Annotated in this window: 18 protein-coding genes; 12 read left to right on the top strand and 6 right to left on the bottom strand. The window is 73.5% G+C overall.

Annotated features, from left to right (window positions below):
* Window positions 1-4: 4 nt before the first annotated feature.
* Both AAH991_RS35260 and AAH991_RS35255 read left to right on the top strand, forming a co-directional pair.
* Window positions 5-883: an amidohydrolase family protein gene (locus AAH991_RS35260; protein WP_346230273.1), complete on the top strand. Its 879-nt coding sequence runs from the start codon at window positions 5-7 to the stop codon at window positions 881-883.
* A 112-nt stretch (window positions 884-995) separates the two neighbouring features.
* Window positions 996-1,346 carry a hypothetical protein gene (locus AAH991_RS35255; protein WP_346230272.1) on the top strand — a complete coding sequence of 117 codons (351 nt, stop codon included), beginning with the start codon at window positions 996-998 and terminating at the stop codon, window positions 1,344-1,346.
* A 26-nt stretch (window positions 1,347-1,372) separates the two neighbouring features.
* Here AAH991_RS35255 and AAH991_RS35250 read toward each other — a convergent pair whose 3' ends face one another.
* Window positions 1,373-2,269: an aminoglycoside phosphotransferase family protein gene (locus AAH991_RS35250; protein WP_346230283.1), complete on the bottom strand. Its 897-nt coding sequence runs from the start codon at window positions 2,267-2,269 to the stop codon at window positions 1,373-1,375.
* Window positions 2,270-2,531: 262 nt separating this feature from the next.
* On the opposite strand from AAH991_RS35250, the gene AAH991_RS35245 reads away from it, so the two are divergent.
* Entirely contained in the window at window positions 2,532-3,884 is a 1,353-nt protein-coding gene (locus AAH991_RS35245) for a family 43 glycosylhydrolase (RefSeq protein WP_346230271.1), read from the top strand.
* A gap of 57 nt (window positions 3,885-3,941) precedes the next feature.
* Here the strand turns inward: AAH991_RS35245 and AAH991_RS35240 are convergent, their stop codons facing one another.
* From AAH991_RS35240 to AAH991_RS35230, 3 genes are all read right to left on the bottom strand, one after another.
* A complete protein-coding gene (locus AAH991_RS35240; RefSeq protein ID WP_346230270.1) occupies window positions 3,942-5,096 on the bottom strand; it encodes an alpha-hydroxy-acid oxidizing protein in 1,155 nt (384 codons plus the stop codon).
* Window positions 5,097-5,252: 156 nt separating this feature from the next.
* Window positions 5,253-7,028 carry a hypothetical protein gene (locus AAH991_RS35235; RefSeq protein ID WP_346230269.1) on the bottom strand — a complete coding sequence of 592 codons (1,776 nt, stop codon included), beginning with the start codon at window positions 7,026-7,028 and terminating at the stop codon, window positions 5,253-5,255.
* Window positions 7,029-7,079: 51 nt separating this feature from the next.
* Entirely contained in the window at window positions 7,080-8,573 is a 1,494-nt protein-coding gene (locus AAH991_RS35230; protein WP_346230268.1) for an FAD-dependent monooxygenase, read from the bottom strand.
* Between the two features lie 98 nt (window positions 8,574-8,671).
* Between AAH991_RS35230 and AAH991_RS35225 the strand changes: the two genes are divergently transcribed.
* Window positions 8,672-9,313, top strand: coding sequence for a TetR/AcrR family transcriptional regulator (locus tag AAH991_RS35225; protein WP_346230267.1), 642 nt, complete (start codon window positions 8,672-8,674; stop codon window positions 9,311-9,313).
* On the opposite strand, the gene AAH991_RS35220 is transcribed toward AAH991_RS35225, so the two are convergent.
* Window positions 9,232-10,779: a PQQ-dependent sugar dehydrogenase gene (locus AAH991_RS35220; protein ID WP_346230266.1), complete on the bottom strand. Its 1,548-nt coding sequence runs from the start codon at window positions 10,777-10,779 to the stop codon at window positions 9,232-9,234. The two genes, AAH991_RS35225 and AAH991_RS35220, sit on opposite strands and share 82 nt — an antisense overlap.
* A 264-nt stretch (window positions 10,780-11,043) precedes the next feature.
* Window positions 11,044-11,760, bottom strand: coding sequence for a hypothetical protein (locus AAH991_RS35215; RefSeq protein WP_346230265.1), 717 nt, complete (start codon window positions 11,758-11,760; stop codon window positions 11,044-11,046).
* Between the two features lie 215 nt (window positions 11,761-11,975).
* Here AAH991_RS35215 and AAH991_RS35210 point away from each other — a divergent pair, with 215 nt between their 5' ends.
* The 8 genes from AAH991_RS35210 to AAH991_RS35175 all read left to right on the top strand — a co-directional run bounded on the left by AAH991_RS35210 (window position 11,976) and on the right by AAH991_RS35175 (window position 20,855).
* Entirely contained in the window at window positions 11,976-13,169 is a 1,194-nt protein-coding gene (locus AAH991_RS35210) for a sensor histidine kinase (protein ID WP_346230264.1), read from the top strand.
* Window positions 13,166-13,819, top strand: a complete 654-nt coding sequence (locus tag AAH991_RS35205; protein WP_346230263.1) for a response regulator — start codon at window positions 13,166-13,168, stop codon at window positions 13,817-13,819. The genes AAH991_RS35210 and AAH991_RS35205 overlap by 4 nt, the downstream gene beginning before the upstream one ends.
* A gap of 148 nt (window positions 13,820-13,967) precedes the next feature.
* Window positions 13,968-14,717: a GntR family transcriptional regulator gene (locus AAH991_RS35200; RefSeq protein WP_346230262.1), complete on the top strand. Its 750-nt coding sequence runs from the start codon at window positions 13,968-13,970 to the stop codon at window positions 14,715-14,717.
* Window positions 14,701-14,928 (top strand): ferredoxin family protein, encoded by a 228-nt coding sequence (locus AAH991_RS35195; RefSeq protein WP_346230261.1) that lies wholly within the window; start codon window positions 14,701-14,703, stop codon window positions 14,926-14,928. Before AAH991_RS35200 ends, AAH991_RS35195 begins: the two co-directional genes overlap by 17 nt.
* Before the next feature lie 11 nt (window positions 14,929-14,939).
* Window positions 14,940-16,370 (top strand): ABC transporter substrate-binding protein, encoded by a 1,431-nt coding sequence (locus tag AAH991_RS35190; RefSeq protein ID WP_346230260.1) that lies wholly within the window; start codon window positions 14,940-14,942, stop codon window positions 16,368-16,370.
* Window positions 16,367-17,239 (top strand): ABC transporter permease, encoded by an 873-nt coding sequence (locus tag AAH991_RS35185; RefSeq protein WP_346230259.1) that lies wholly within the window; start codon window positions 16,367-16,369, stop codon window positions 17,237-17,239. Before AAH991_RS35190 ends, AAH991_RS35185 begins: the two co-directional genes overlap by 4 nt.
* Window positions 17,236-18,033: an ABC transporter ATP-binding protein gene (locus tag AAH991_RS35180; RefSeq protein ID WP_346230258.1), complete on the top strand. Its 798-nt coding sequence runs from the start codon at window positions 17,236-17,238 to the stop codon at window positions 18,031-18,033. The genes AAH991_RS35185 and AAH991_RS35180 overlap by 4 nt, the downstream gene beginning before the upstream one ends.
* 2 nt (window positions 18,034-18,035) lie before the next feature.
* Window positions 18,036-20,855: a fumarate reductase/succinate dehydrogenase flavoprotein subunit gene (locus tag AAH991_RS35175; RefSeq protein WP_346230257.1), complete on the top strand. Its 2,820-nt coding sequence runs from the start codon at window positions 18,036-18,038 to the stop codon at window positions 20,853-20,855.
* Window positions 20,856-20,874 lie beyond the last annotated feature (19 nt).

The following is a 20,874-nucleotide window of genomic DNA, read 5'->3' as shown; positions in this document are numbered from 1 at the left end:
CACCGTGACACCCGATGCGGCACCCACTGGCACGATCGTCGACGCTCACCACCACCTGTGGGAGCTGTCCCGGCGGCCGCAGACCTGGCTCGATCCTCCGCATATGGCGCCGATCCGCCGCGACTTCACCCCCTCCGACTACGCCGCCGTCGCGGCGCAGGCGCGGATCGGGAGCTCGGTGCTCGTACAGGTCCTGCCCGACGCCGAGGAGACCCGGGAGTTCCTCGCGCTGGCGGCGCGGTCGGACACCGTCGCCGCCGTGGTGGGGTGGGCGGATCTCACCCGGCCCGACCTCGCCGCCGAACTCGCCGCGCTCGCCGCCGCGCCGGGCGGTGAACTCCTGCGCGGCATCCGCCACCTTGTGCAGGGCGAACCCGACCCCCGCTGGCTCGCCCGCGACGACGTCCGCGAAGGACTGCGCCAGGTGGCGGCGGCCGGGCTCGTCTACGACCTGCTCGTCCTGCCCCACCAGCTGCCCGCCGCGATCGAGACCGTACGGGCCCTTCCCGAGCTGACCTTCGTCCTCGATCACCTGGCCAAACCTCCGGTCGCGTCCGGCGAGCTCGAACCGTGGGCCGCTCTCGTCCGGGAGCTGGCCGCCGAGCCGAACGTGACGGCCAAGCTCTCCGGCCTGATCACCGAGGCGGACTGGGACGACTGGGACGCGGCACGGCTGCGGCCGTACGCCGACGTCGCGCTCGACGCGTTCGGGCCCGGGCGTCTGATGTTCGGCTCCGACTGGCCCGTCTGCCTCCTCGCGGGCGCGCTGCCCCTGTGGGCCGAGACCGTGCGCGCGCTGCTCACGGACGCCGGGCTGTCGGCGGCCGAGCGTGACGCGGTCTTCCGGGGGACGGCGGAACGCGTCTACCGCCTCGGCGCATGAGCGGGCGCGAGGCCTCTCACCACGGCTGAGCCGCCGATATGACAGGTGTCATGGGTTATGACACGACGCGCGGCACTTATCGCCGCATCGGCCGGTACGTACCGTGAAGGTCATGACGAACACGACATCATCGCAGCGTACGGACTGGCACGTCGCCCTTCTCGGCGGTCTGAAGCGCCGAGGGCCGGGGCGGGCGCCCGCGGACACCGTGGTCCTCACCCCCCTCGGGGGCGCCGACCTCGACCTCAGCGACGCGGAGATCGCGCCGGTCACCTCGGTCACGAAGATCTCGATCGCGGGCGGCGTGCGGCTGCGGGTGCCCGCCGAATGCACGGTGGAGGTCGAGGGCTTCACCCTGTTCGGCGGCCGCCGGGTGGACCCGGGAACGCCGGACTCCTCCGGACCGGTCATCCGCGTGCGCAACTACGGCGTCTTCGGCGGCGTGCGGGTCACCCGCGGCTGACGCCGCCGTGATCGGATCGGTCCGGCTCAGGCGGGCCCGCTGTCGGCCAGGATGCGTTCCAGCGTGCGCCGGCCCAAGCGGGCCATGGCGGGGTTGGTGTCGAGGTAGTACCAGACGAGCCCCATCGCCTGTTCGAAGGCCCACGCCTTGCCCCGTTCCCACTCCAGGTCGTCGCACTTGAGGTCGAGGCGGAGCACCCGGCGCGGCCCCGCCTCCAACAGATGCCAGGCGCTCACGAGGTCGAGAGCGGGATCGGCCGGCCCGAAACCGCCGGCGTCGAGAATCCCCGCCAGCCGGCCGGCGGACACGAGCACGTTGCCGGGAATGAGATCGCCGTGGCACATGACGTCGGGCGCCTCGCGGGGCAGGACGCGGAGCCTCTCCCACGTCCGGCGCAGCCGGGGAACGTCCAGGAGCCGTTCGCTGCGCTCGAAGCACGTCTCCATCCAGGCGTCGTGGGAGCGCAGGTCGCCTCCCCGGCCCGTGCCCGCGAACGTGCGGCCACGCGTGCCGGCCGCACGCAGATCGGTGATGAGATCGGCGAGGTCGTGGGCGAACGCGATCGACTGGCCCGGATCCTCGACGTCCGCCACCGTGCCGGGCAGCCACGTCTGCACCGCCCAGGCAAGCGGGTACCCCGCGCCGGGCTCACCGAGCGCGACCGGCTCGGGTGTGGGAAAGCGGGTGCTGCCCGCCAGCTCGCGGGCCGCCTGCGCTTCGGACTCCAGCCGGCGCCGCACCTCGCCGGCCGGGCCGGGCTGCAGCGGGAACCGGGCAGTGAAACGGTCGCCGATGCGGAAGATGGCGTTGACCGTCCCGTGGGCGCCGACGCGTGTCACGGGCAGGCTCCGCCACTCGGGGAACTGCTCGTCCACCAAGGCGCGCACCGTCTCCTGTGTCACCGTCAGCTGGTCGGCGTGCATTCTCACATCGGGAGCGTTCCGCGTTCCGGCCCTGTCCCGCAACGTGTTTTCGGCTCCGGTCGCCGTTATGTTTCCGGCGCCGGGGAACGAAGGAATTCACGGCCGGTAGGAAATAGGGAAATCCCCGGCGACGTCCGCGGCCGGAGCCGGCGAAGGCGGACCGAAACCTTTCTGTCGTCTGTTCACTGTCGAAATACGCCTTACTAGCGTGTCCTCCCGGCAGGGCACCCGCGCCCTGCGAAGAGGTGGGAGGACGTGTCTGATGACTGATTCCGGCAACGGGTTCCACGTTGGCCGGCGGTCCGTGCTGGCCGGTGTCGCGGGCCTGCTGGGCGCGGCGGCGCTGCCCGCGGCCGCCGCGCACGCGGACCCGAAGGTGTTGCCCGGCGGGGGCGCGCCGAAGGGGCGGTACCCGTCGAACTGGCCCGAGCCCGAGCCCTACGGCCTCGCGGACACGCGGGCGGACCTGTGGCCGCGCGACGACAACTCCTTCATCCTCCCGCTCGAGCCGCGCCCCCGCGACGAGGAGCTCGGCCGGGTCTGGATGCGGGACACCTACGTCAACTGCTTCGTCGTCGGCGGCCGTCCGGTCTACGTCGCCACGGGGACCACCCGGGTGCCCGGTCTCCAGGCGGCGGGCCCGTGGAACGACGGCATCTTCGTGTGGACGGCCCCGTCCCTGCACGGGCCGTGGCGGCTGGCCGACACCACCGGCATCCGGCCGGACGCCGAGAAGGGCAAGGTGTGGTCGCCCGAGTTCGCCGGCGAGAACCGGCCCGGGCGCACGGTCGTCGCGCCGTGGCAGGAGTACTGGTACGACGACCGGTTCGGCAAGCGCGGCAACGCCTGGGCGCCGGAGGTGCACTACTTCCGCGGCAAGTGGTACATCGTCGCGTGCATGGGCGACCACTCGCAGAAGGTCGGTTCGTTCATGCTCGTGAGCGAGGGCGGGGTCGAGGGTCCGTATCGGCTCGTCCAGGGCAACCACGACAAGCCCTTCGGCGACTCCTTCATCGGGGGGCCGGCCTTCATCGAGCCCGGCGCCTACCACCACATCGACGGCGGCCTCTACACCGAGGGCGACGACGCGTGGCTCGTGCTGCACAACAACCTGTACGCGAAGTTCCGGGATGACATGGAGGACATCGTCCCGGCGACGGACCTGCCGAAGTTCCAGCAGACGCCCTACGCGCCCGAGCCGTACCTGGAAGGCGCGTACGTCTTCAAGTACGGAGGCAAGTACTACCTCGTCCACGCCGCATGGGATCGGTCGTCGGTGAACACGGACGGCAGCACGCGATACGCCTACGACACGGCCGCGCCGGGCCGTGTGCAGTACCAGTACGACGCGGTCGTCGCCGTCGCGGACAGGTTCGAGGGGCCCTACTCCAAGCGGTGGACCCTGGGCGTCGGCGCCGGCCACAACAACATCTTCGCGGACCGCAGCGGTCAGCTGTGGGCGACGTTCTTCCGCAACCCCAACGTCGGCTACTGGGCCGACCCGTCACGCGTCGCCGACGCCGCCGTGCCCGGCGTCGTACGGCTGGAGTGGACCGGCCCCGAGGGCAACCGCCTGTACGTCGCGCGCCGGAACCCGGGGCACGGCGAGGACTGATCACCGAGTGGGGCGCCTCCGGCGGGCCGTCGTCATCCGCGGCCCGTCGCGGGCCGGTCACGGCACGCGGCGCAGCGCCTCGGGCGTGAGGTCCTTGAGGGTGGGGTAACCGTCGACCGCCATGATGAGGTCCGCTTCGGCCAGGATGGAGCGCAGCACGTGCACGACGCCGTCGACGCCGCCGACCGCCAGGCCGTACGCGTAGGGCCGGCCGATTCCCACCGCGGTGGCGCCCAGCGCCAGCGCCTTGACGACGTCGGCGCCGCTGCGCACCCCCGAGTCGAACAGGACCGGCAGCCCGTCGGCGGCCTCGAGCACGCCGGGCAGGCACTCCAGGGCGGGCAGCCCTCCGTCGGCCTGCCGTCCGCCGTGGTTGGAACAGTAGACGGCGTCCGCGCCGTGGTCCTTGGCGCGACGGGCGTCGTCGGGGTGGCAGATGCCCTTGAGCATCAGCGGCAGCCGGGTCTGCGACCGCAGCCAGTCGAGGTCGTCCCACCGGAACGGCCCGCCGAAGATCGGCATCGTGCGGATCACCGCCTCGACGGCGTCCTCGCCGGGTCGCAGCCTCCGCCGGAACACGGGGTCTTCGGTGTAGTTGCGCAGGCATCCGCTGGGCACCTGGGGGTAGTTCGAGCCGCGCAGGTCCCGGGGCCGCCAGCCGGTGACCCAGGTGTCGAGGGTGACGGCGATGCCCTTGAAACCCGCCGCCTCGGCGCGGTGCACCAGGCTCGCCGCCAGGTCCCGGTCCGGCGGCGTGTAGAGCTGGAAGAAGCCGGGCGTGCCGTCCAGCGCCGCCGCCACGTCCTCCATCGGATCGGCGGACAGGGTCGCCGCGAAGAAGGGGACGCCCGTCCGGGCGGAGGCCCGCGCGCATGCGAGGTCGCCGTGGTCGTCCTGGGCGCACACCCCGATCACGCCGATGGGCGCCATGAACACCGGCGAGGGCAGCGTCGTCCCGAGCAACTCGATCGACATGTCGCGCTCGGCCGGAGCGATCAGCATCCGCGGATACAGGCCCCAGCGCTTGAACGCCTCGCAGTTGGCCCGCTGGGTGTGCTCGTCACCGGCGCCCCCGGCCACATACCCCCAGACCTTCGGCGGCATCGCGGCCGACGCCTTCTTCTCCAGTTCCGCGAATGTCATCGGATAGGGCGGCTGCCGGCCGGTCCGTCCTTGGGCGTACAGCTCGTTTTGGTACTCCGCGGAATTCATACGTGCGCGTTACCCCTGGCACGGTGCATCACCCGAGGCGGGCGGCCAAGTATTCGGAAAAGAGCCGGGAGCGATGTCATCGGATATTCCCGCCCACCGCGATCCCGGCCCCCGGCGTGACGGCCACCGACCGCCCGTAGCAGCCCACGCCGCCGCTCACGGCTTCAGTGTGAGTCTCTTCCTCGACGCGCCCGGGAACACGACGACCAGGTGCTCCTCTCCCGCGTCGCCGATCCGCACGTGGACACGCAGCCGGTAGCGGCCCTGCCCCGCGATCGCCAGGTTCGGCATGGGTGCACCCGCCCCCACCTGATCGTAGCCCATCTCCGGCACGGTGAGTCTGCCGCTGCGGCTGACGATCGGTACCTCGTCGACCTGATCCCACCCGGCCGTCCGAAGTGGCGGCGGGGTGCGGAGGGCCTTCACCGTGAGGCACAGATCGATGACGTCCTCGACATGCCCGACGAGCGCCGTGCTGCCGGCCACCCCGACGAGGGCGTTGTCGTCGTAGAGGTCGTCAACGGCCTGCTCCGCCTCGTCGCCGGCTGTTTCGTCATCGGGGTCGTGGACCAGATAGCCGTGATCCCCGTCGGCGAACAGGAAGTATTTGGCCGTGGCCTGGACGACACCCTTCGTCCGGGGCCACGGGTCGCGGCAGCTCGCGTTCTCCTCGGCGATGTAGGCGGCGTTCGCCGCCTCCGTCTCCGCGGTCGACCGCAGCAACTCGGGATGGGTGGCGCCGACGATCTCCGGGCAGACGTAGACGAGGTCCCACGGGTCCGCGCCCCAGGCGGGCCGCGCGCTCCCGGCCCGCGTCAGGATCGCCTGCTGCTCCTCGCGGTCCTTCGCACGGCACAGCGCCCGCCCGTACGCGAGGACCTGCTGGTCCGACAGGCTGTCGGGGAAGATGGGCGAGACGCCGTCGTCCGTGCTCCGCGCACGGCACAGGAACACGGCCTCGCGTTCCGCGGGTTTCAGGTCGCCGAAGCGGGGCCGGTCGTAGCAGTCCGCGGACCAGCCGGTGTAGGTGAGGTGCGGGGTCTGCTCCGGGTGGATCATCGCGATGACCGGGAGCAGGGCCACGGCCGCCACCGCGACGCGGATCGCGCGCCGCCGCGCGGGCGGAAGGTCCGCCGGGCGGCCCTCGGTGGGCAATTCACGGGCGGTCGCCGCGATCCACACGGTGCCGACGAGTGCCAGCGCGTCCGTCACTACCGGCATCACCAGATCGCCGCCGCCGGGGATCCTTCCGTAGAAGACGTTGAGCGGGATCACCAGCACGTAGACGCCCAGCGACACCCACCCGGCGGCCTGCGTGCCGCGGCTCCACCGGCCGTCGCGCCGCTGCCCGGCGAGCGTGACGATGGTCGCCGCCACTCCGCCCAGCATCAAGCCCAGCCCGACGACGCCGCCCCTGCCGAGCTCCGGGAGGTCGAGTTCGTCGAGCAGGTCGTCGGCCATCCCGGCCAGCTCGACCGCGAAGATCGCTCCGGCCGCCGCGCGCAGCATGCGGGACCGCCAGCGGATGACGAGCAGGTAGAGGACGTCGATCGCGGTCCACAGCGCGAGCTGGAACGCCGCGTCGACCGCGTCGGGGAGCAGCGCGATCGGGAACCACAGCACGAGGGCGTACGCCACCGCCAGATACAGCAGCCGGCGCAGCGCCTTCGCCCGGCGGTCCAGCGGTCCCCGCGCGGGGGCGCGCAGGATCAGCCACAGGAGCGCGGCCTTCACCGGGGCGGCCACGAGCAGCGCAACCGTCGTCGAGGTGTCGAACCCGCCGCGACCGTAGAACCCCGCATAGGCCGGCGGCGACCATTCGACGGCCACCCAGAGCCAGGCGTCGCCGAGCACCAGGCCCGCGACCGCCGCCGCAAGAACCAGACCTACTGATCCAGTCCTGACAATCCGCCAGAATCCGTCCGGAAGCACGGGATGCGATCTTAGTGCGGCGTCGCCGTACCGGCGGACACTTCGTGATCTTCACCGCGTCGCGATGCCGGCGACGGCGATCGCGGCGAGCAGGTCGTCGCCGGAGGCGGTGAGGCCGTCCGCGGCCCAGCAGACGTAGCCGTCGGGACGGATGAGCATGACGGCGGCGCCCAGATCGTCGGCGCAGGTGGCACGGACGAGGTCGACTCGTGGGGGAAGCCGGAGGCCGGCGGGGACGGCTCCGGCCAGATCGAGCAGGACGGCGTGCCCCGCGCGGAACAGCGCCGACACCCGGGTGGGGCCGGCGTCGGCGATTAGGTCGGCGTCCGGCACGCGCTGCCCGATGAGCGGATGATTACCGGGCAGTTCGTAGCGCAGCGAGAGGCCGGACATCAGCCCCGCGAGGTGACGGTTGGCGTCGGGCAGGCGCAGCAGGTCGACGAAGATGTCGCGCAGGGCGGCCACGTCCTCGCTCGGCTCGGGATCGGCCAGCACGCGCTGTGCCGACGTGTGGTGCAGGACCTGGGCTCCGACCGGATGCCGTTCGGCGTGGTAGCTGTCCAGCAGGCCGCTCGGCGCCCGGTCCCGCACGGTCGCGGCCAGTTTCCACCCGAGGTTGAACGCGTCCTGTATGCCGAGGTTGAGACCTTGGCCGCCCAGCGGCGGATGGATGTGCGCCGCGTCGCCCGCGAACAGGACCCGGCCCACGCGGTAGTGCTCCACCTGCCGGGTGGCGTCGGTGAACCGGGACGCGTTGTCCACGGCGCCGAGGATGGTCTCAGGGCCGTACACGGCCCGCAGCCCGGCGATGATCTCCTCGTCGGTCACCGGGGTGTCGCGGTCGGTGCCGGCCCGGTCCGTCCGCCCGAAGGTGATCCGATACCGGTCGCCGCCCAGAGGGACCAGCATCGCCCAGTAGCCGTCCGCTTGACGGGTCAGGCTGCTCATGTGCCCGATCCGCCGCGGCACCAGTGGCGAGACGGCGGACAGGCGGATGTCGGCCAGCACCGCGCGACGGGTGCCGGGCCTGCCGGGAAACGGCAGCCCGAGCAGTTTGCGCACCGTGCTGTGGCCGCCGTCGCACGCCGCGAGGTAGCCCGCCCGCACCCGCAGTTCTCCCGCGGTCACGACCACGCCGTCGTCGCCGGGCTCGACCCCGGAGACGGCGGCCCCGTGCAGAACCCGCGCGCCGGCGGCGACCGCCTGCTCTTCGAGCACCTCCTCGACCTCCCACTGGGGGATCGCGATGGGGAAGGGGTGCCTGGTCCGCCATGGGGTGCAGTCCAGGGGGACGGGCAGGGCCGCGAAGTGCCCGCCGACCGGCTCGCGCGGCGTGGCACGCCGCAGCAACGGTTCGAGCAGCCCGCGCGACTCCAGCAGTTCGGCGGTACGCGGCTGGATGCCGCCGCCCTTCACCTGTTCGATGCGCTGGGGCAGCTTCTCCAGCACCAGGGTCTCCACCCCCGCCAGAGCGAGCTCGTACGCCAGCATCAGCCCGGTCGGGCCGGCGCCCGCGACGACGACCTCGGTCTCGATCTCGTCCATCGCCATCGCTCCATCTCGCCTCGGGAAAACTCGCCTTGGGGCAAATGTATACCGGGTGCAGTAATAACCCCGGGGCAATACTTTGCTACGGTGACGTCGTGGACGGCGAGCCGGGGCTGCGGGAACGGAAGAAGAGGCGGACCCACGCGGCGATCTCCGAGGCCGCGATCACGCTGTTCCTCGAACACGGCTTCAACCAGGTCTCGGTGGCTCAGGTGGCCGAGGCGGCCGAGGTGTCCAAACGGACGCTGTTCGCCTACTTCCCCGCGAAGGAAGACCTCGTGGTGCATCGCCTCGCCGACCACGAGACCGAGATGGCGCGCGTCGTGCGGGCCCGCCCGCCGCGCACCGCCCCGCTCACCGCGCTGCGTGAGCACTTCCTCGACGGCCTGCGGGAGCGGGACCCGATCACCGGGCTCAACGACGCGCCCCAGGTGCGGAAGCTGCACCGGATGATCCTCGACACGCCCTCGCTGGTGGCCCGGATGGAGCGGTTCAAGAGCGGCGCCGAGCGCGCACTCGCCCAGGCGTTGCGGGAGACGGCGGACGTCCCGGAGCTCACGGCGCGGCTGGCCGCCGTCCAGATCGTCGCGGTGCACTGGGCGCTGGCGCAGGACAACGCCGAACGCCTGGCGTACGGGGAGCCCGCCGACGAGCGCTACGCGGGCGCGGTGGCCGACGCGGAACACGCGTTCGCGCTGCTGCGGAACGGACTGCGGCTTCTGGCCCGGCAGCGGTGACCCCCGGCAGGGCGCACGAGCCGGCTCGGGGGCACAGCACCCCCGAGCCGTGCCGCCGTGGTGTCAGCTCTCCGGCGCGACGCGCCACACGGTGTCGCCCGCGTCGTCGGCGACCAGCAGGCCTCCGGCCCGGTCGAGGACGACTCCCACGGGGCGCCCGTAGGTCGTGCTGTCACCGGGGCCGGGCTTGAAGCCGGTGAGGAAGTCGCGGGGCGGGCCGCTGGGCATGCCGTGGGCGAACGGCACGTAGACGACTTGTACCCCACCGGGTCGCCGCGGTTCCACGATCCGTGCTCGCCGACGAACGCGCCGCCGCGATACTCGGTGGGGAACGCCGGCCCCGTGGAGAAGGCCAGCCCCAGCGGAGCGGTGTGGGCGCCCAGCGAGTAGTCCGGGCGCAGGGCCCTGGCCACCAAATCCGGCCGGGGCGGCGTGACGCGGTCGTCGACGTTGCGACCCCAGTAGCTCCACGGCCAGCCGTAGAAGTCGCCGTCGCGGACCCTGGTCAGGTAGTCGGGGGACACGTCGTCGCCGAGGGCGTCGCGTTCGTTGACGACGGCCCAGAGCGTGCCGGTGACCGGCTCGATGCCGAGACCGTTGGGGTTCCTGAGGCCGGACGCGTAGACGCGCGCGCCGCCTCCGCCGGGGTCGAGTTCGAGCACGGCGGCGCGCCCGCGCTCGACGTCCAGGCCGTGTTCGCCCGCGTTGCTCGCGGAGCCGACGGTGACGTAGAGCTTGGAGCCGTCGGCGGCGGCGAGCAGGTTGCGCGTCCAGTGGTTGTTGTATCCGCCCGCCGGCAGGTCGAGGACCTTCTCGCCGGGGGCGGTGATCCGCGTGTCGCCGAGCCGGTGCGGGAAGCGCCACACGCCGTCGGTGCCGGCGACGTAGAACATGACCTCGGTGCCCGGCCCGGCGTCCGGCCCGACCGCGTACGGCGGTGCCGCCCTCAGCAGGGCCATGCCGAACGGCTGGTTGAGTCCGTCCAGGAACGTGCCGCGGAAGTCCGCGACACCGTCCCCGTCGGAGTCGCGCAGCAGGGTGATGCGGTTGGCGCTCCGCTGTCTGGTCGAGCCGTCGCCCCGGCGCAGCCAGGACAACAGCCGCGTCACGACCGAGTCGGGAGCCTTCGGCAGCGTGGCGGACTCGGCCACGAGCACGTCGCCGTTGGGGAGGAGGTAGAGCCAGCGCGGGTGGTCCAGCCCGCCCGCGAACCGCGTGACGGAGAAACCCGCCGGCGCCGTCGGCGTCCTCCCGGAGGGCCATCCGACCACGTCGGGCGCGTTGACCTTGGGGATCGGGAACGTGTCCGGCCGCTCGAGCCGGGGATCGGCCCCGAGGCGCGTCTCCGTCTGGGGGGCGCCGCCGCGGCCGACGGCGGCGAAGGCGCCCGCCACCGCGAGGACGGCGAGCAGGCCCAACGCCATGAGGACGCGGACCGCGATCCGTAGCACGCGGCGGCCGCTCACCGGGACCACCCCCGATCGGCGGAGGCGGAGGCGGGGGCGGGCGATCCGGTGGCGGGCGATCCGGTGACGACGTGACGCGCACGTGCGGCGGGCGGTGGCACGAGGGCGCCGAGGCGGCCGGCGGAAAGGAGGATGGGCAGGGCTTCCACGTCATTGCCTTTCACGGACTCTCGGGGGCGGCACCCCGACTCTGTCCGACGGTCCGCAGGCTCGGCCTCCGCCTCCGGGCTCATCGTGGCGGCCACTCGGCCGGGCGGGTCCGGCCTATCGGCCGGTCTCGACCGGCCGATCGGAGGAGTCGTGCGAGCCGGCCGCCTCGGCGGTGCGCACGTCGGATCGGGACCGGCGCAGCAGCCGTGCGCCGACCAGCATGAGCGGGGCGTACGCCGCCAGCGCCAGCACCGGCCCGGCGACCGGGACGGCCGGACCGGCGAGGTAGGGGAGCGCGACGACCGGCACCGTCCACCAGCCGACGACGCCGGCCCGGGCCAGCCCCGCCAGGACGAGCGGCAGCAGCAGGACGCCTCCGGCCACGCCGCTCAGCCGCCAGGCGCTCAGCGAGGGGTCGGCGGTCACCTGGTCGAAGACCCGCACCGCGTCGCCGAGGGGGACGACGCCCGGCATCGCCCCGGTGAACCAGTCCGACAGCAGCAGACCGGACATCTGCATCGCTCCGAACATCGTGAGCCCCACGCCGGCGGTGGTGAGCCCCCGGCCGCGCCGGCCGCGCAGCAGCAGCAACGCGCCCGGAACGCCCAGCGCGATGAGCACCCAGGCGTAGTGGAACAGGTTCGCCGACAGCACGGTCAGGCCGAAGTCCCCGGCGAGTGAGGAGAGGTAGGCGGAGGAGGAGTCGCCGGTCTGCGGCGGCGAGGTGAGCATGCCGCCGGTCATGAGGACCGGAGCGGTGATCAGAGCGGCGCCGGCGAGGCGGCGCAGCGGCGCGCCGGTGGCGCCGAAACCGGTGTTCGTCGTTGTCATGGCCGGAAAGCTATGGCCGGGGCCGGGTCCGGCGGATCGCCGTGCGGGTCCGTCGTCTCTGCGACCGTGAGGCGGCCAAGGCGGCGCCGGGTCGTCTCCGGGGAGGACGGACGGCCGCGCGGGGTCCTCCCGGGAGCCGATCCCCGGGTGGCCCGCGTGCCGTTACCCTCCATGTGGCGGCCACTTAGGTCGCGATTGTCCGTTTGGAGGGCGATGTGCGCGCACCGCAGGGGCGTGGGCAGTGGCTGGCGCTCGGTGTGGGCGCCGCGATGCTGTTCGCCGTCGTGGCGGCGGTCGAGATGTCCGCGGACCCCGGGCGCGGCGGCACGAACGCCCGCGACATCGCGCTCGCGGCGGCGGTCGCGGCGTGCTTCCCGGTCGCCGCGCTGTACCCGGTGACCGGCATGACCATCGCGATGCTGAGCTTCCCGCTCGCGCTCGCGGCCGGGGCCGAGGGTCTCGGCGGCGCCCAGCTGATCGCGGAACTGGTCCTCGTGGCGCACGCCGGATTCCGCAGCACGGTCCGCCGCGGGCTGACCGCGGCCGCGGGGGCCGCGCTGGTGCCGGCGGCGGCGCTGACCGTGTCCGGCGAGAGCCCATGGGAGTTCCTGTTCTTCGGCGCACTGGTCAGCTGCGCCTGGTGTCTCGGCGCGTTGCTGCGCCGGGAGCAGACGCGGTCCGCCCAGCTCGCGGCGCTCGCCGACGCGCTGGCCGCGGAACGCGAGGCCCGGGCGCGGGCGGCCGTCGACGAGGAGCGGGCCAGGATCTCCCGAGAGCTCCACGACGCCGTGGCGCACACGCTGAGCGTCATGACGATGCAGGCCGGGGTGCTGCGCCGCAGGCTCGCCGACCGTCCCGTCGAACGCGACGCGCTCGCCCAGGTGGAGGAGCTGGGCCGCCGCTCGGTGGAGGAGATCCGGCGGGTGGTCGGGCTGCTGCGGCCCGACGCCGCCGACGGTCTCGGGCCCCCGCCGTCGCTGCGCCGGATCGAGGACCTGGTGGCTCAGGTGCGGTCGGCCGGGCTCGACATCTCCCTGGCCGTCACCGGGGAGCCCGTGTCGCTGCCCGTGGGGCTCGACATGTCGGCGTACCGGGTCGCCCAGGAGGCCCTGACGAACGTGCTGCGGCACGCGGGCGCCGGCCGGGCGGCGATCGAGGTGGCCTACCGCACGGGTGAGGTCGCGCTCCGGGTGACCGACGACGGCCGCGGCGCCCCGGCCGTGTCCCCCGTGTCCCCCGTGTCCCCCCTGTCCCCCGCGTCCCCCGAGTCGCGCGCCGGCGGGCACGGGCTGGTGGGGATGCGCGAGCGGGTCGGCATGTTCGGCGGGACGCTGCGCACCGGCCCCCGCGAGGCCGGTGGTTACGAGGTGTACGCGACGTTCCCCGTCCCGGCCGGAGGGATCGCATGATCAGGGTGGTGCTCGCCGACGACGAGGCGATCATGCGCGCCGGGCTGCGCATGCTGATCTCCGACGAGCCGGACATGGAGGTCGTCGGGGAGGCCGCCGACGGCGACGAGGCGGTCCGGGTGGCCGCCGCGACGCGCCCGGACGTCGTGCTGATGGACGCCCGGATGCCGGGCCTGGACGGAATCGGCGCGGCCGGGGCGATCGCCGCGGAGCACCCGGGCGTGCGGGTGCTGATCCTGACCACGTTCGACGAGGACGTGCTGGTCGACGGGGCGCTGCGGGCCGGGGTGGCGGGGTTCCTGCTCAAGGTCTCCCCGCCCGAGCAGCTCCTGGAGGCGCTGCGCGAGGTGGCCGCCGGGCGCGGCCTGCTCGACCCGGCCGTGGTGCCGCGGGTCATCGGCCGGTACGCCGGCGCCCCGCGCCCGCGCCCGCGCGACCCGGCCCTGGACAGGCTCACCGCCCGGGAGGCGGAGGTGCTGGCGCTGGTCGGCCGCGGCCTGTCGAACGCCGAGATCGCCGCCCGGCTGTTCCTCGGCGAGACGACGGTCAAGACCCACCTCGGCCGGGTGCTGGACAAGCTCGGCCTGCGCGACCGGGCCCGCGCCATCGCGTACGCCTACTCGAGCGGCCTGATCACCCCGGACGACTGATCGGCGGGCTCCGTCACCGCTCCCGGGGGTGGCGGTTGTCGGCTGCCTCCCGACGAAATCGCAGCTCACGGCGGTGAGGCGACCTGCCGGGGTGGCGTAATTCCGCCGTTATCCGCATATCCCTACCTGAACAGTAGGCTTATGCTTCATGGAGTTGGCGGACGCGAGACGGCGCCGGGCGGACAGGGCCCGCCAGGTCGCCGACCTGCTGCGGCGGGAGGTCCTGCACGGCGGCTTCGGCGGTGGGCACCTGCCGCTGGAGGCCGCCCTCGCACGGGAGTTCGGGACCTCCCGCAACACGATCAGGGACGCCCTGGACCTGCTGCGGGACGAGGGCCTCATCGAGCGGTGCCCGGGCGTCGGCACCACCGTCGCCGCGGAGAAGTACCCGCACGGCCTGCACCGGCTGCTCGGCCTCGCCGAGACCCTCCGGGAGCACGGCGAGGTGACCAACGAGGTCCGCGCGATGGGGCTGATCCCGCCTCCGGCCGCCGTGCGGGGGCGGCTCGGCCTGCCGCCGGGGGAGGACGTCGTCTACGTGGAGCGGCTGCGCCGGCTCAACGGCCTGCCGCTCTCGCTCGACCTCACCTATCTCGTCCGCGAGGTGGGGGAGCCGCTCTTCGACGCCGATCTCGTGCACAACGACGTGTTCGTGCTGCTGGAACGGATCGCCGGGCAGCCGCTCGGCGTGGCCGAGCTGACGATCGAGGCCGTGAACGCCGACCCCCACACCGCGGCCGTCCTCGACGCGCCGCGCGGCGCGGCGCTGCTCATGGTCGAGCGCCTCACCCATCTGTCCGACGGCCGCCCGGTCGACCTGGAGTTCGTCAGGTTCCGCGGCGACCGCCTCACCATGCGTGGCCACCTCTGGAGGAACACCGATGACCCTGGTCGATAACCGCGTCGACGTGCCCGTGACGATCGACGAGTCACTGTGCATCGAGGGCTGCACGCTGTGCGTGGACGTGTGCCCGCTCGACTCGCTGGCCATCCACGAGGTCAGCGGCAAGGCGTACATGCACGTGGACGAGTGCTGGTACTGCGGCCCCTGCGCCGACCGGTGCCCCGCGGACGCCGTCACGGTGAACATCCCCTACCTGCTCCGATAGAAGGACATCCCATGCGCAAGCTCATCGCCGCCGTGGCGCTGCTGGCCGCGGCGGGGTGCTCCGTCTCCGCCGGCGCCGGCGACGGCAGGCGGACGGTCGTCGTCGGATACCAGTCGAAGACCATCAACACCGTGACCGCGGGCACGCTGCTGCGCGGTCTCGGCTACCTCGAAAAGCGCCTCGGAGACGGGTACCGCGTCGAGTGGCAGGACTACGACACCGGCGCCCCGATCACCGCCAAGATGGTGGCCGGGAAGATCGACATCGGGTCGATGGGCGACTACCCGCTCCTCATCAACGCCTCCCGCACCCAGGGCGTGGCCGCCGCGCGGACCGAGCTCGTCTCGGTGACCGGCTACAACCTGCGCGGCGGGCTGAACTCCGTGGTCGTCGCCCCGTCGTCGGACGTGCGGACGCTGGCCGGCCTGAAGGGGAAGAAGGTCTCCGCCAGCTCCGGGTCGGCCGGTCACGGCACGCTCGTCCAGGCTCTGGAGCGGGCCGGGCTGGACCCCGCGACCGACGTGGAGGTCGTCAACCAGCAGCCGCCGGTCGGCGCGTCCGCGCTGCAGTCGGGCAATGTGCAGGGATACGCCCAGTTCGTGGCCTGGCCGGGGCTGCTCGTCTTCCGGGACCAGGCCCGCCTCGTCTACGACGGCTCGGCGCTCGACGTGCCGACGTTCCACGGCGTCGTCGTACGGCAGGCGTACGCGAAGGAGCACCCGGACGTGGTCCAGGCGTTCCTGCAGGCGCAGATCGACGCGACGAGGTACCTGCACGAGCATCCGGTCGAGGCCGCCGAGGCGGTCGCCGAGGCCACCGGCCTGCCGGCCGAGGTCGTCTACCTCTACAACGGCCGCGACGGCATCGCGTCGTTCGACGTCACGATGAAGCCGCGGCTGCTGGCCGCCCTCGACCACGACCAGAAGTACCTCAAGTCGATCGGCACCGACTTCGCCGGCGTCGACGTGGCGAGGTTCGCCAACGACTCCTACCTCAGGAAGGCGTACGGCGCCTCCTATGACGCCGACACCGCGAGCACCGTCAACGCCGCGAAGATCGACGGGACCGACGAGGCCTGCGGGACCGCCGCCGGCGACCCGGCGAAGGCGGGCGAGGTCTGGCTGGCCGGGGAGGACCGGCTGCGCCCCGCGGCCACCCCCGCCTGCCTGCTGCGCCAGGTCGCCGCCGCCACCTCCGGCGGCAGGACCGTACGGGCCGCGTACGTGCCGGACGCGGCCACCGGGACGCACTGGTTCGCGGACAGGTCGGTCTGGGTGCGCGACCCGGCGGCGGGCGAGGACGAGCGGTTCAAGCCCTTCACCACGCAGGACGGCGCGCAGTCCTATGTGAAGGAGCACCCCGGGGCCGAGATCGTCGGCTACGACGAGGCGCTGAAGGCCGCGGCGGGGCAGCTGAAGGCGGCGGGAGGTGCGTCGCGATGAGCACTCCGGCGCTGGACGCGACGCTCGCTCCCGCCGCCTCCGGAGCCGCGGACGCCCCGGCGGCGCGGACGGCCCGGACGAGAACGGCGGCCGGCCTGCGCGGGTGGGTGGTCAGGCTCGGTTCCCTGGCGGTCGTCGTCGCGCTGTGGCAGTGGCTGACGACCGCGGACGCCCGCGTCGGACTGCGGTTCGACCGGCTGCCCTCGCCCACCGAGGTCGCGGCGGAGTTCGGCCGGCAGCTGGGCACCCGGATCTACTACCTCGACCTCGCCCAGAGTGTGATCCGCATCCTCACCGGGTTCGCGCTGGCGGCCGTCGCCGGCATCGCCCTGGGCGTCCTGGTCGCGCGGTCCCGGTGGCTCGGCGACGTGCTGCTGCCGCCGATCGAGGTCGTCCGGCCGATCCCGGCGATCGCCCTCGTGCCGATCGCGATCCTGGTGTTCCCGAGCGACGAGCAGGGCATCGTGTTCATCACGTTCGCCGCGGCGTTCTTCCCGATCATGGTGAGCACGCGGCACGCCGTACGCGCGCTGCCGACGCTGTGGGAGGACGCGGTCCGCACCATGGGCGGCGGGCGCGCGCACGTGCTGTGGAACGTCGTCCTCCCGGGCGCGCTGCCGGGCGTCTTCGGCGGGCTGTCGGTCGGCATGGGCGTCGCCTGGATCTGCGTGATCTCCGCCGAGATGATCTCCGGGGAGTTCGGCGTGGGCTATCGGACCTGGCACGCCTACACCGTGGTCGACTACCCGGCGGTGCTCGTCGGCATGGCGTCGATCGGCGTGCTCGGCTGGGTCACCTCGGCCTCCGTCGAACTGCTCGGCCGCCGCCTCACCCGGTGGCTGCCGCGCGGGGAAGGGGGCACCCGTTGAGCGCCCCCGCAGTGGAGACCACGCGCGCGGACGCCGGGCTCGCCATCCGGCTGGAGGGCGTGTCGCTCGGCTACGGACGGCACGCCGTGCTGGACGGCCTGCACCTCGACATCGCCCCCGGCGAGGTCCTGGTGATCGTCGGCCCGTCCGGATCGGGCAAGTCCACCGTCCTGCGGGCGATCGCGGGGCTGCTGGCGCCGCGCGCCGGCCGGGTCCTCGCCCAGGGGGTGCCGGTCAGCGGGCCGTCGCCCGGCCGGGCCATGGTCTTCCAGGACGACGCGCTGCTGCCCTGGCGCACGGTCCGCCGCAACGTCGAGCTGCCGCTGCGCATCCGCGGCGTGCCGAGGAGGGAGCGCAGGGCGGCCGCCGAGAGTTGGATCGGCCGGGTCGGCCTCGCCGGCTGGGAGGACCGGCTGCCCCGGGAGCTGTCCGGAGGCATGCGGCAGCGCGTGCAGCTCGCCAGGTCCCTGGCGGGCGCGCCGCGCGCCGTGCTCATGGACGAGCCCTTCGGCGCGCTGGACGCGCAGACCCGGGGCGAGATGCAGCGACTGCTGCTGGACGTGCTCCGCGACACCCTCGCCACGGTCGTCTTCGTCACCCACGACGTGGACGAGGCGCTGCTGCTCGCCGACCGGGTCGTCGTGCTCGGGCATCACGGCGGGCATCACGCCGGGCATCACGGCGGGCATCACGGCGGGCACGGCGGCATCGGATGCGTCCTGCCCGTGCCGGACCCGCGCACCCCCGACATCGACCGCGCCGAACTGCGCGCCCGCATCATCGAGGAGCTGTGAAAGTGGACATCCCTTCCCCGGCCGACCGTACGCACCTGGAATGCGAGGTCCTGGTGGTCGGCGGCGGCACCGCCGGGACCATGGCCGCGATCACCGCCGCCGAGCGCGGCGCCGACGTGATCCTGCTGGAGAAGGCGCACGTACGGCACAGCGGCGCCCTGGCGATGGGCATGGACGGCGTGAACAACGCGGTCATCCCCGGCAAGGCCACGCCCGAGGACTACGTCGCCGAGATCACCAGGGCCAACGACGGCGTGGTCAACCAGCGCACGGTCCATCAGACGGCCACGCGCGGCTACGACATGGTCCGGCGGCTGGAACGCTACGGCGTGAAGTTCGAGAAGAACGAGCACGGCGAGTACGCGGTGCGCCGGGTCCATCGCTCGGGCAGCTACGTCCTGCCCATGCCGGAGGGCAAGGACGTCAAGAAGGTGCTCTACCGCGTGCTGCGCCGCCGCGACATCCGCGAGAAGGTGCGCATCGAGAACCGGGTGATGCCGGTCCGCGTGCTGACGAGCGGGGGCCGGGCCGTCGGCGTCGCCGGGTTCGACACCCGATCGGGCCGGTTCGTCACGGTCGCCGCCGGCGCCGTGATCCTCGCCACCGGCGCCTGCGGGCGGCTCGGCCTGCCCGCCAGCGGCTACCTGTACGGCACGTACGAGAACCCGACCAACGCCGGGGACGGGTACGCGATGGCCTACCACGCGGGCGCGGAGCTCAGCGGCATCGAGTGCTTCCAGATCAACCCGCTGATCAAGGACTACAACGGCCCGGCCTGCGCGTACGTCGCCAACCCGTTCGGGGGTTACCAGGTCAACGCCGAGGGGGAGCGGTTCGTCGACTGCGACTACTGGTCGGGCCAGATGATGGCCGAGGTGGCCAGGGAGATCGGCTCGGCCCGCGGCCCGATCTACCTCAAGACCAGCCACCTGCCCGACGAGACGCTCACCGCGCTCGAGAACATCCTGCACACCACCGAGCGCCCCACCCGGGGCACCTTCCACGCGGGGCGCGGGCACGACTACCGCACCCACGACGTCGAGATGCACATCTCCGAGATCGGCCTGTGCGGCGGCCACTCGGCCTCGGGCGTCTGGGTGGACGAGAACGGCGCCACGACCGTCCCCGGCCTGTACGCCGCGGGCGACCTGGCCTGCGTGCCGCACAACTACATGATCGGCGCGTTCGTGTTCGGCGACCTCGCCGGGGCGCACGCCGCCGGGCACCACCGGAGGCCGGCAGGACTGCCGGAGGACCAGGTCGCCGCCGCGCACGAGCTCGTCTACCGCCCGCTGCGCAACCCGGACGGCCCGCCGCAGCAGCAGGTGGAGTACAAGCTGCGCCGGTTCGTCAACGACTACGTCGCCCCGCCGAAGACCGCCAGGAAGCTGGACATCGCCCTGGAGACGTTCGACCGGATGCGCGAGGAGATCGCCGCCATGGGCGCCAGGACCCCGCACGAGCTGATGCGCTGCGCCGAGGTGACGTTCATCAGGGACTGCGCGGAGATGGCCGCCAGGTCCTCGCTGGTCCGCACCGAGAGCAGGTGGGGCCTCTACCACGAGCGCGCCGACCTGCCCGGACGGGACGACGACGAGTGGCTCTACCACCTCAACCTGCGCAAGAACGCCGACGGGGCGATGGAGTTCGTCAAGCGCCCGGTCGAGCCGTACCTCGTGCCCGTCGAGGGCTTCGCCCCCCGTTCGGCCGAGCCCGTCGTGGTCGGGGCGTACGGCCCGGCGGGCCCGGCGCGGCGCACGGCGGGCGGGCGGCTCGCGGTGGAGGCGATCGGGCGCTCGCCGCGCATCCTCGAACTCCTGCGGCTCGCCGACGGCGAGCCGGCGCTGGACCAGATCACCCCATACCTGGAGGACGCCGATCCCAAGGTCCGCAGGGCGGCCGTCGCGACGCTGACCGAGACCGCGCCACGGGGTGTGGAGACGGCGCTGGCCCGGGCCCTCGCCGACCCGCACCGCACGGTGCGGCGCGCCGCCGCGACCGGCCTGCGGGAGCTCGTCGAGGTGCTGCCCGCGACAGCCGAGTTCGGCCTGTCGCTCCGCGCGGCCGCCGGTTACGCGGGACACGAGGGAGCGGGCCGGGCAGAGCCGGCGGCGAGGGCCGATGCGGCGGGGGCCGACGCGGGAGAGGGCGCTGCGGTGGGGGCCCGTGGAGCCGGGGACCCGGCCGTGCGCGCGGCCGTCCTGGACGTGCTGCGGGCCCTGCGCCTCGGCGACGCCGGTCTGTTCGAGGCGGCGCTGGCGGACGCCGACACGCGGGTGCGGATCGAGGCGGTCAGAGGGCTGGTCGCGCTCGACGACGCGGCGCGGGTGGCGCTCGCCGCCGGCGACGAGGACCGCGAGGTGCGTGTGCAGGCGGCCAGGGGGCTCGGTGTCATCGGCCTGGCCGACGGCGCCCCCGCCCTCGCGAGGCTCGCCGCCGACGCCGACCCGCTCGTCCGGGCGGCGGCCCTGGAGGCGTCCGCCGGGCTCGGCCGGACTCTGCAAGGGGAGCCGGCCTTCGCGGAGGCGGCCGTACGGGCTCTCGCCGATCCGGCGTGGCAGGTGCGGGTGGGCGCGGCGCGCGGACTCGCCGCTGCCGATCCCGGCCTGGCGGTGGAGCCGCTGGTGGCGGCGCTGGCCGACCCGCACCTCGACGTGCGCAAGGCCGCGGTGCTCGCGCTGTCCGCATGGGCGGCGCGGCCCGAGGTGGCCGCGGCCCTGCACGGCGCTCTCGGCGACTCCGACGCCGACGTCCGCGCCTACGCCCGCAGGGCCCTGGACGTCGCGCACGCCGTCACGGCCGTGGTCCCCGCCGTGGTGTGAAGCGAGAGAGCCGCGCCGT

The sequence above is a fragment of the Microbispora sp. ZYX-F-249 genome (assembly GCF_039649665.1).
Taxonomy (GTDB): domain Bacteria; phylum Actinomycetota; class Actinomycetes; order Streptosporangiales; family Streptosporangiaceae; genus Microbispora; species Microbispora maris.
The sequence above is the reverse complement of the archived record's forward strand: the minus strand, read 5'-3'. Positions and strand labels throughout refer to the sequence as shown.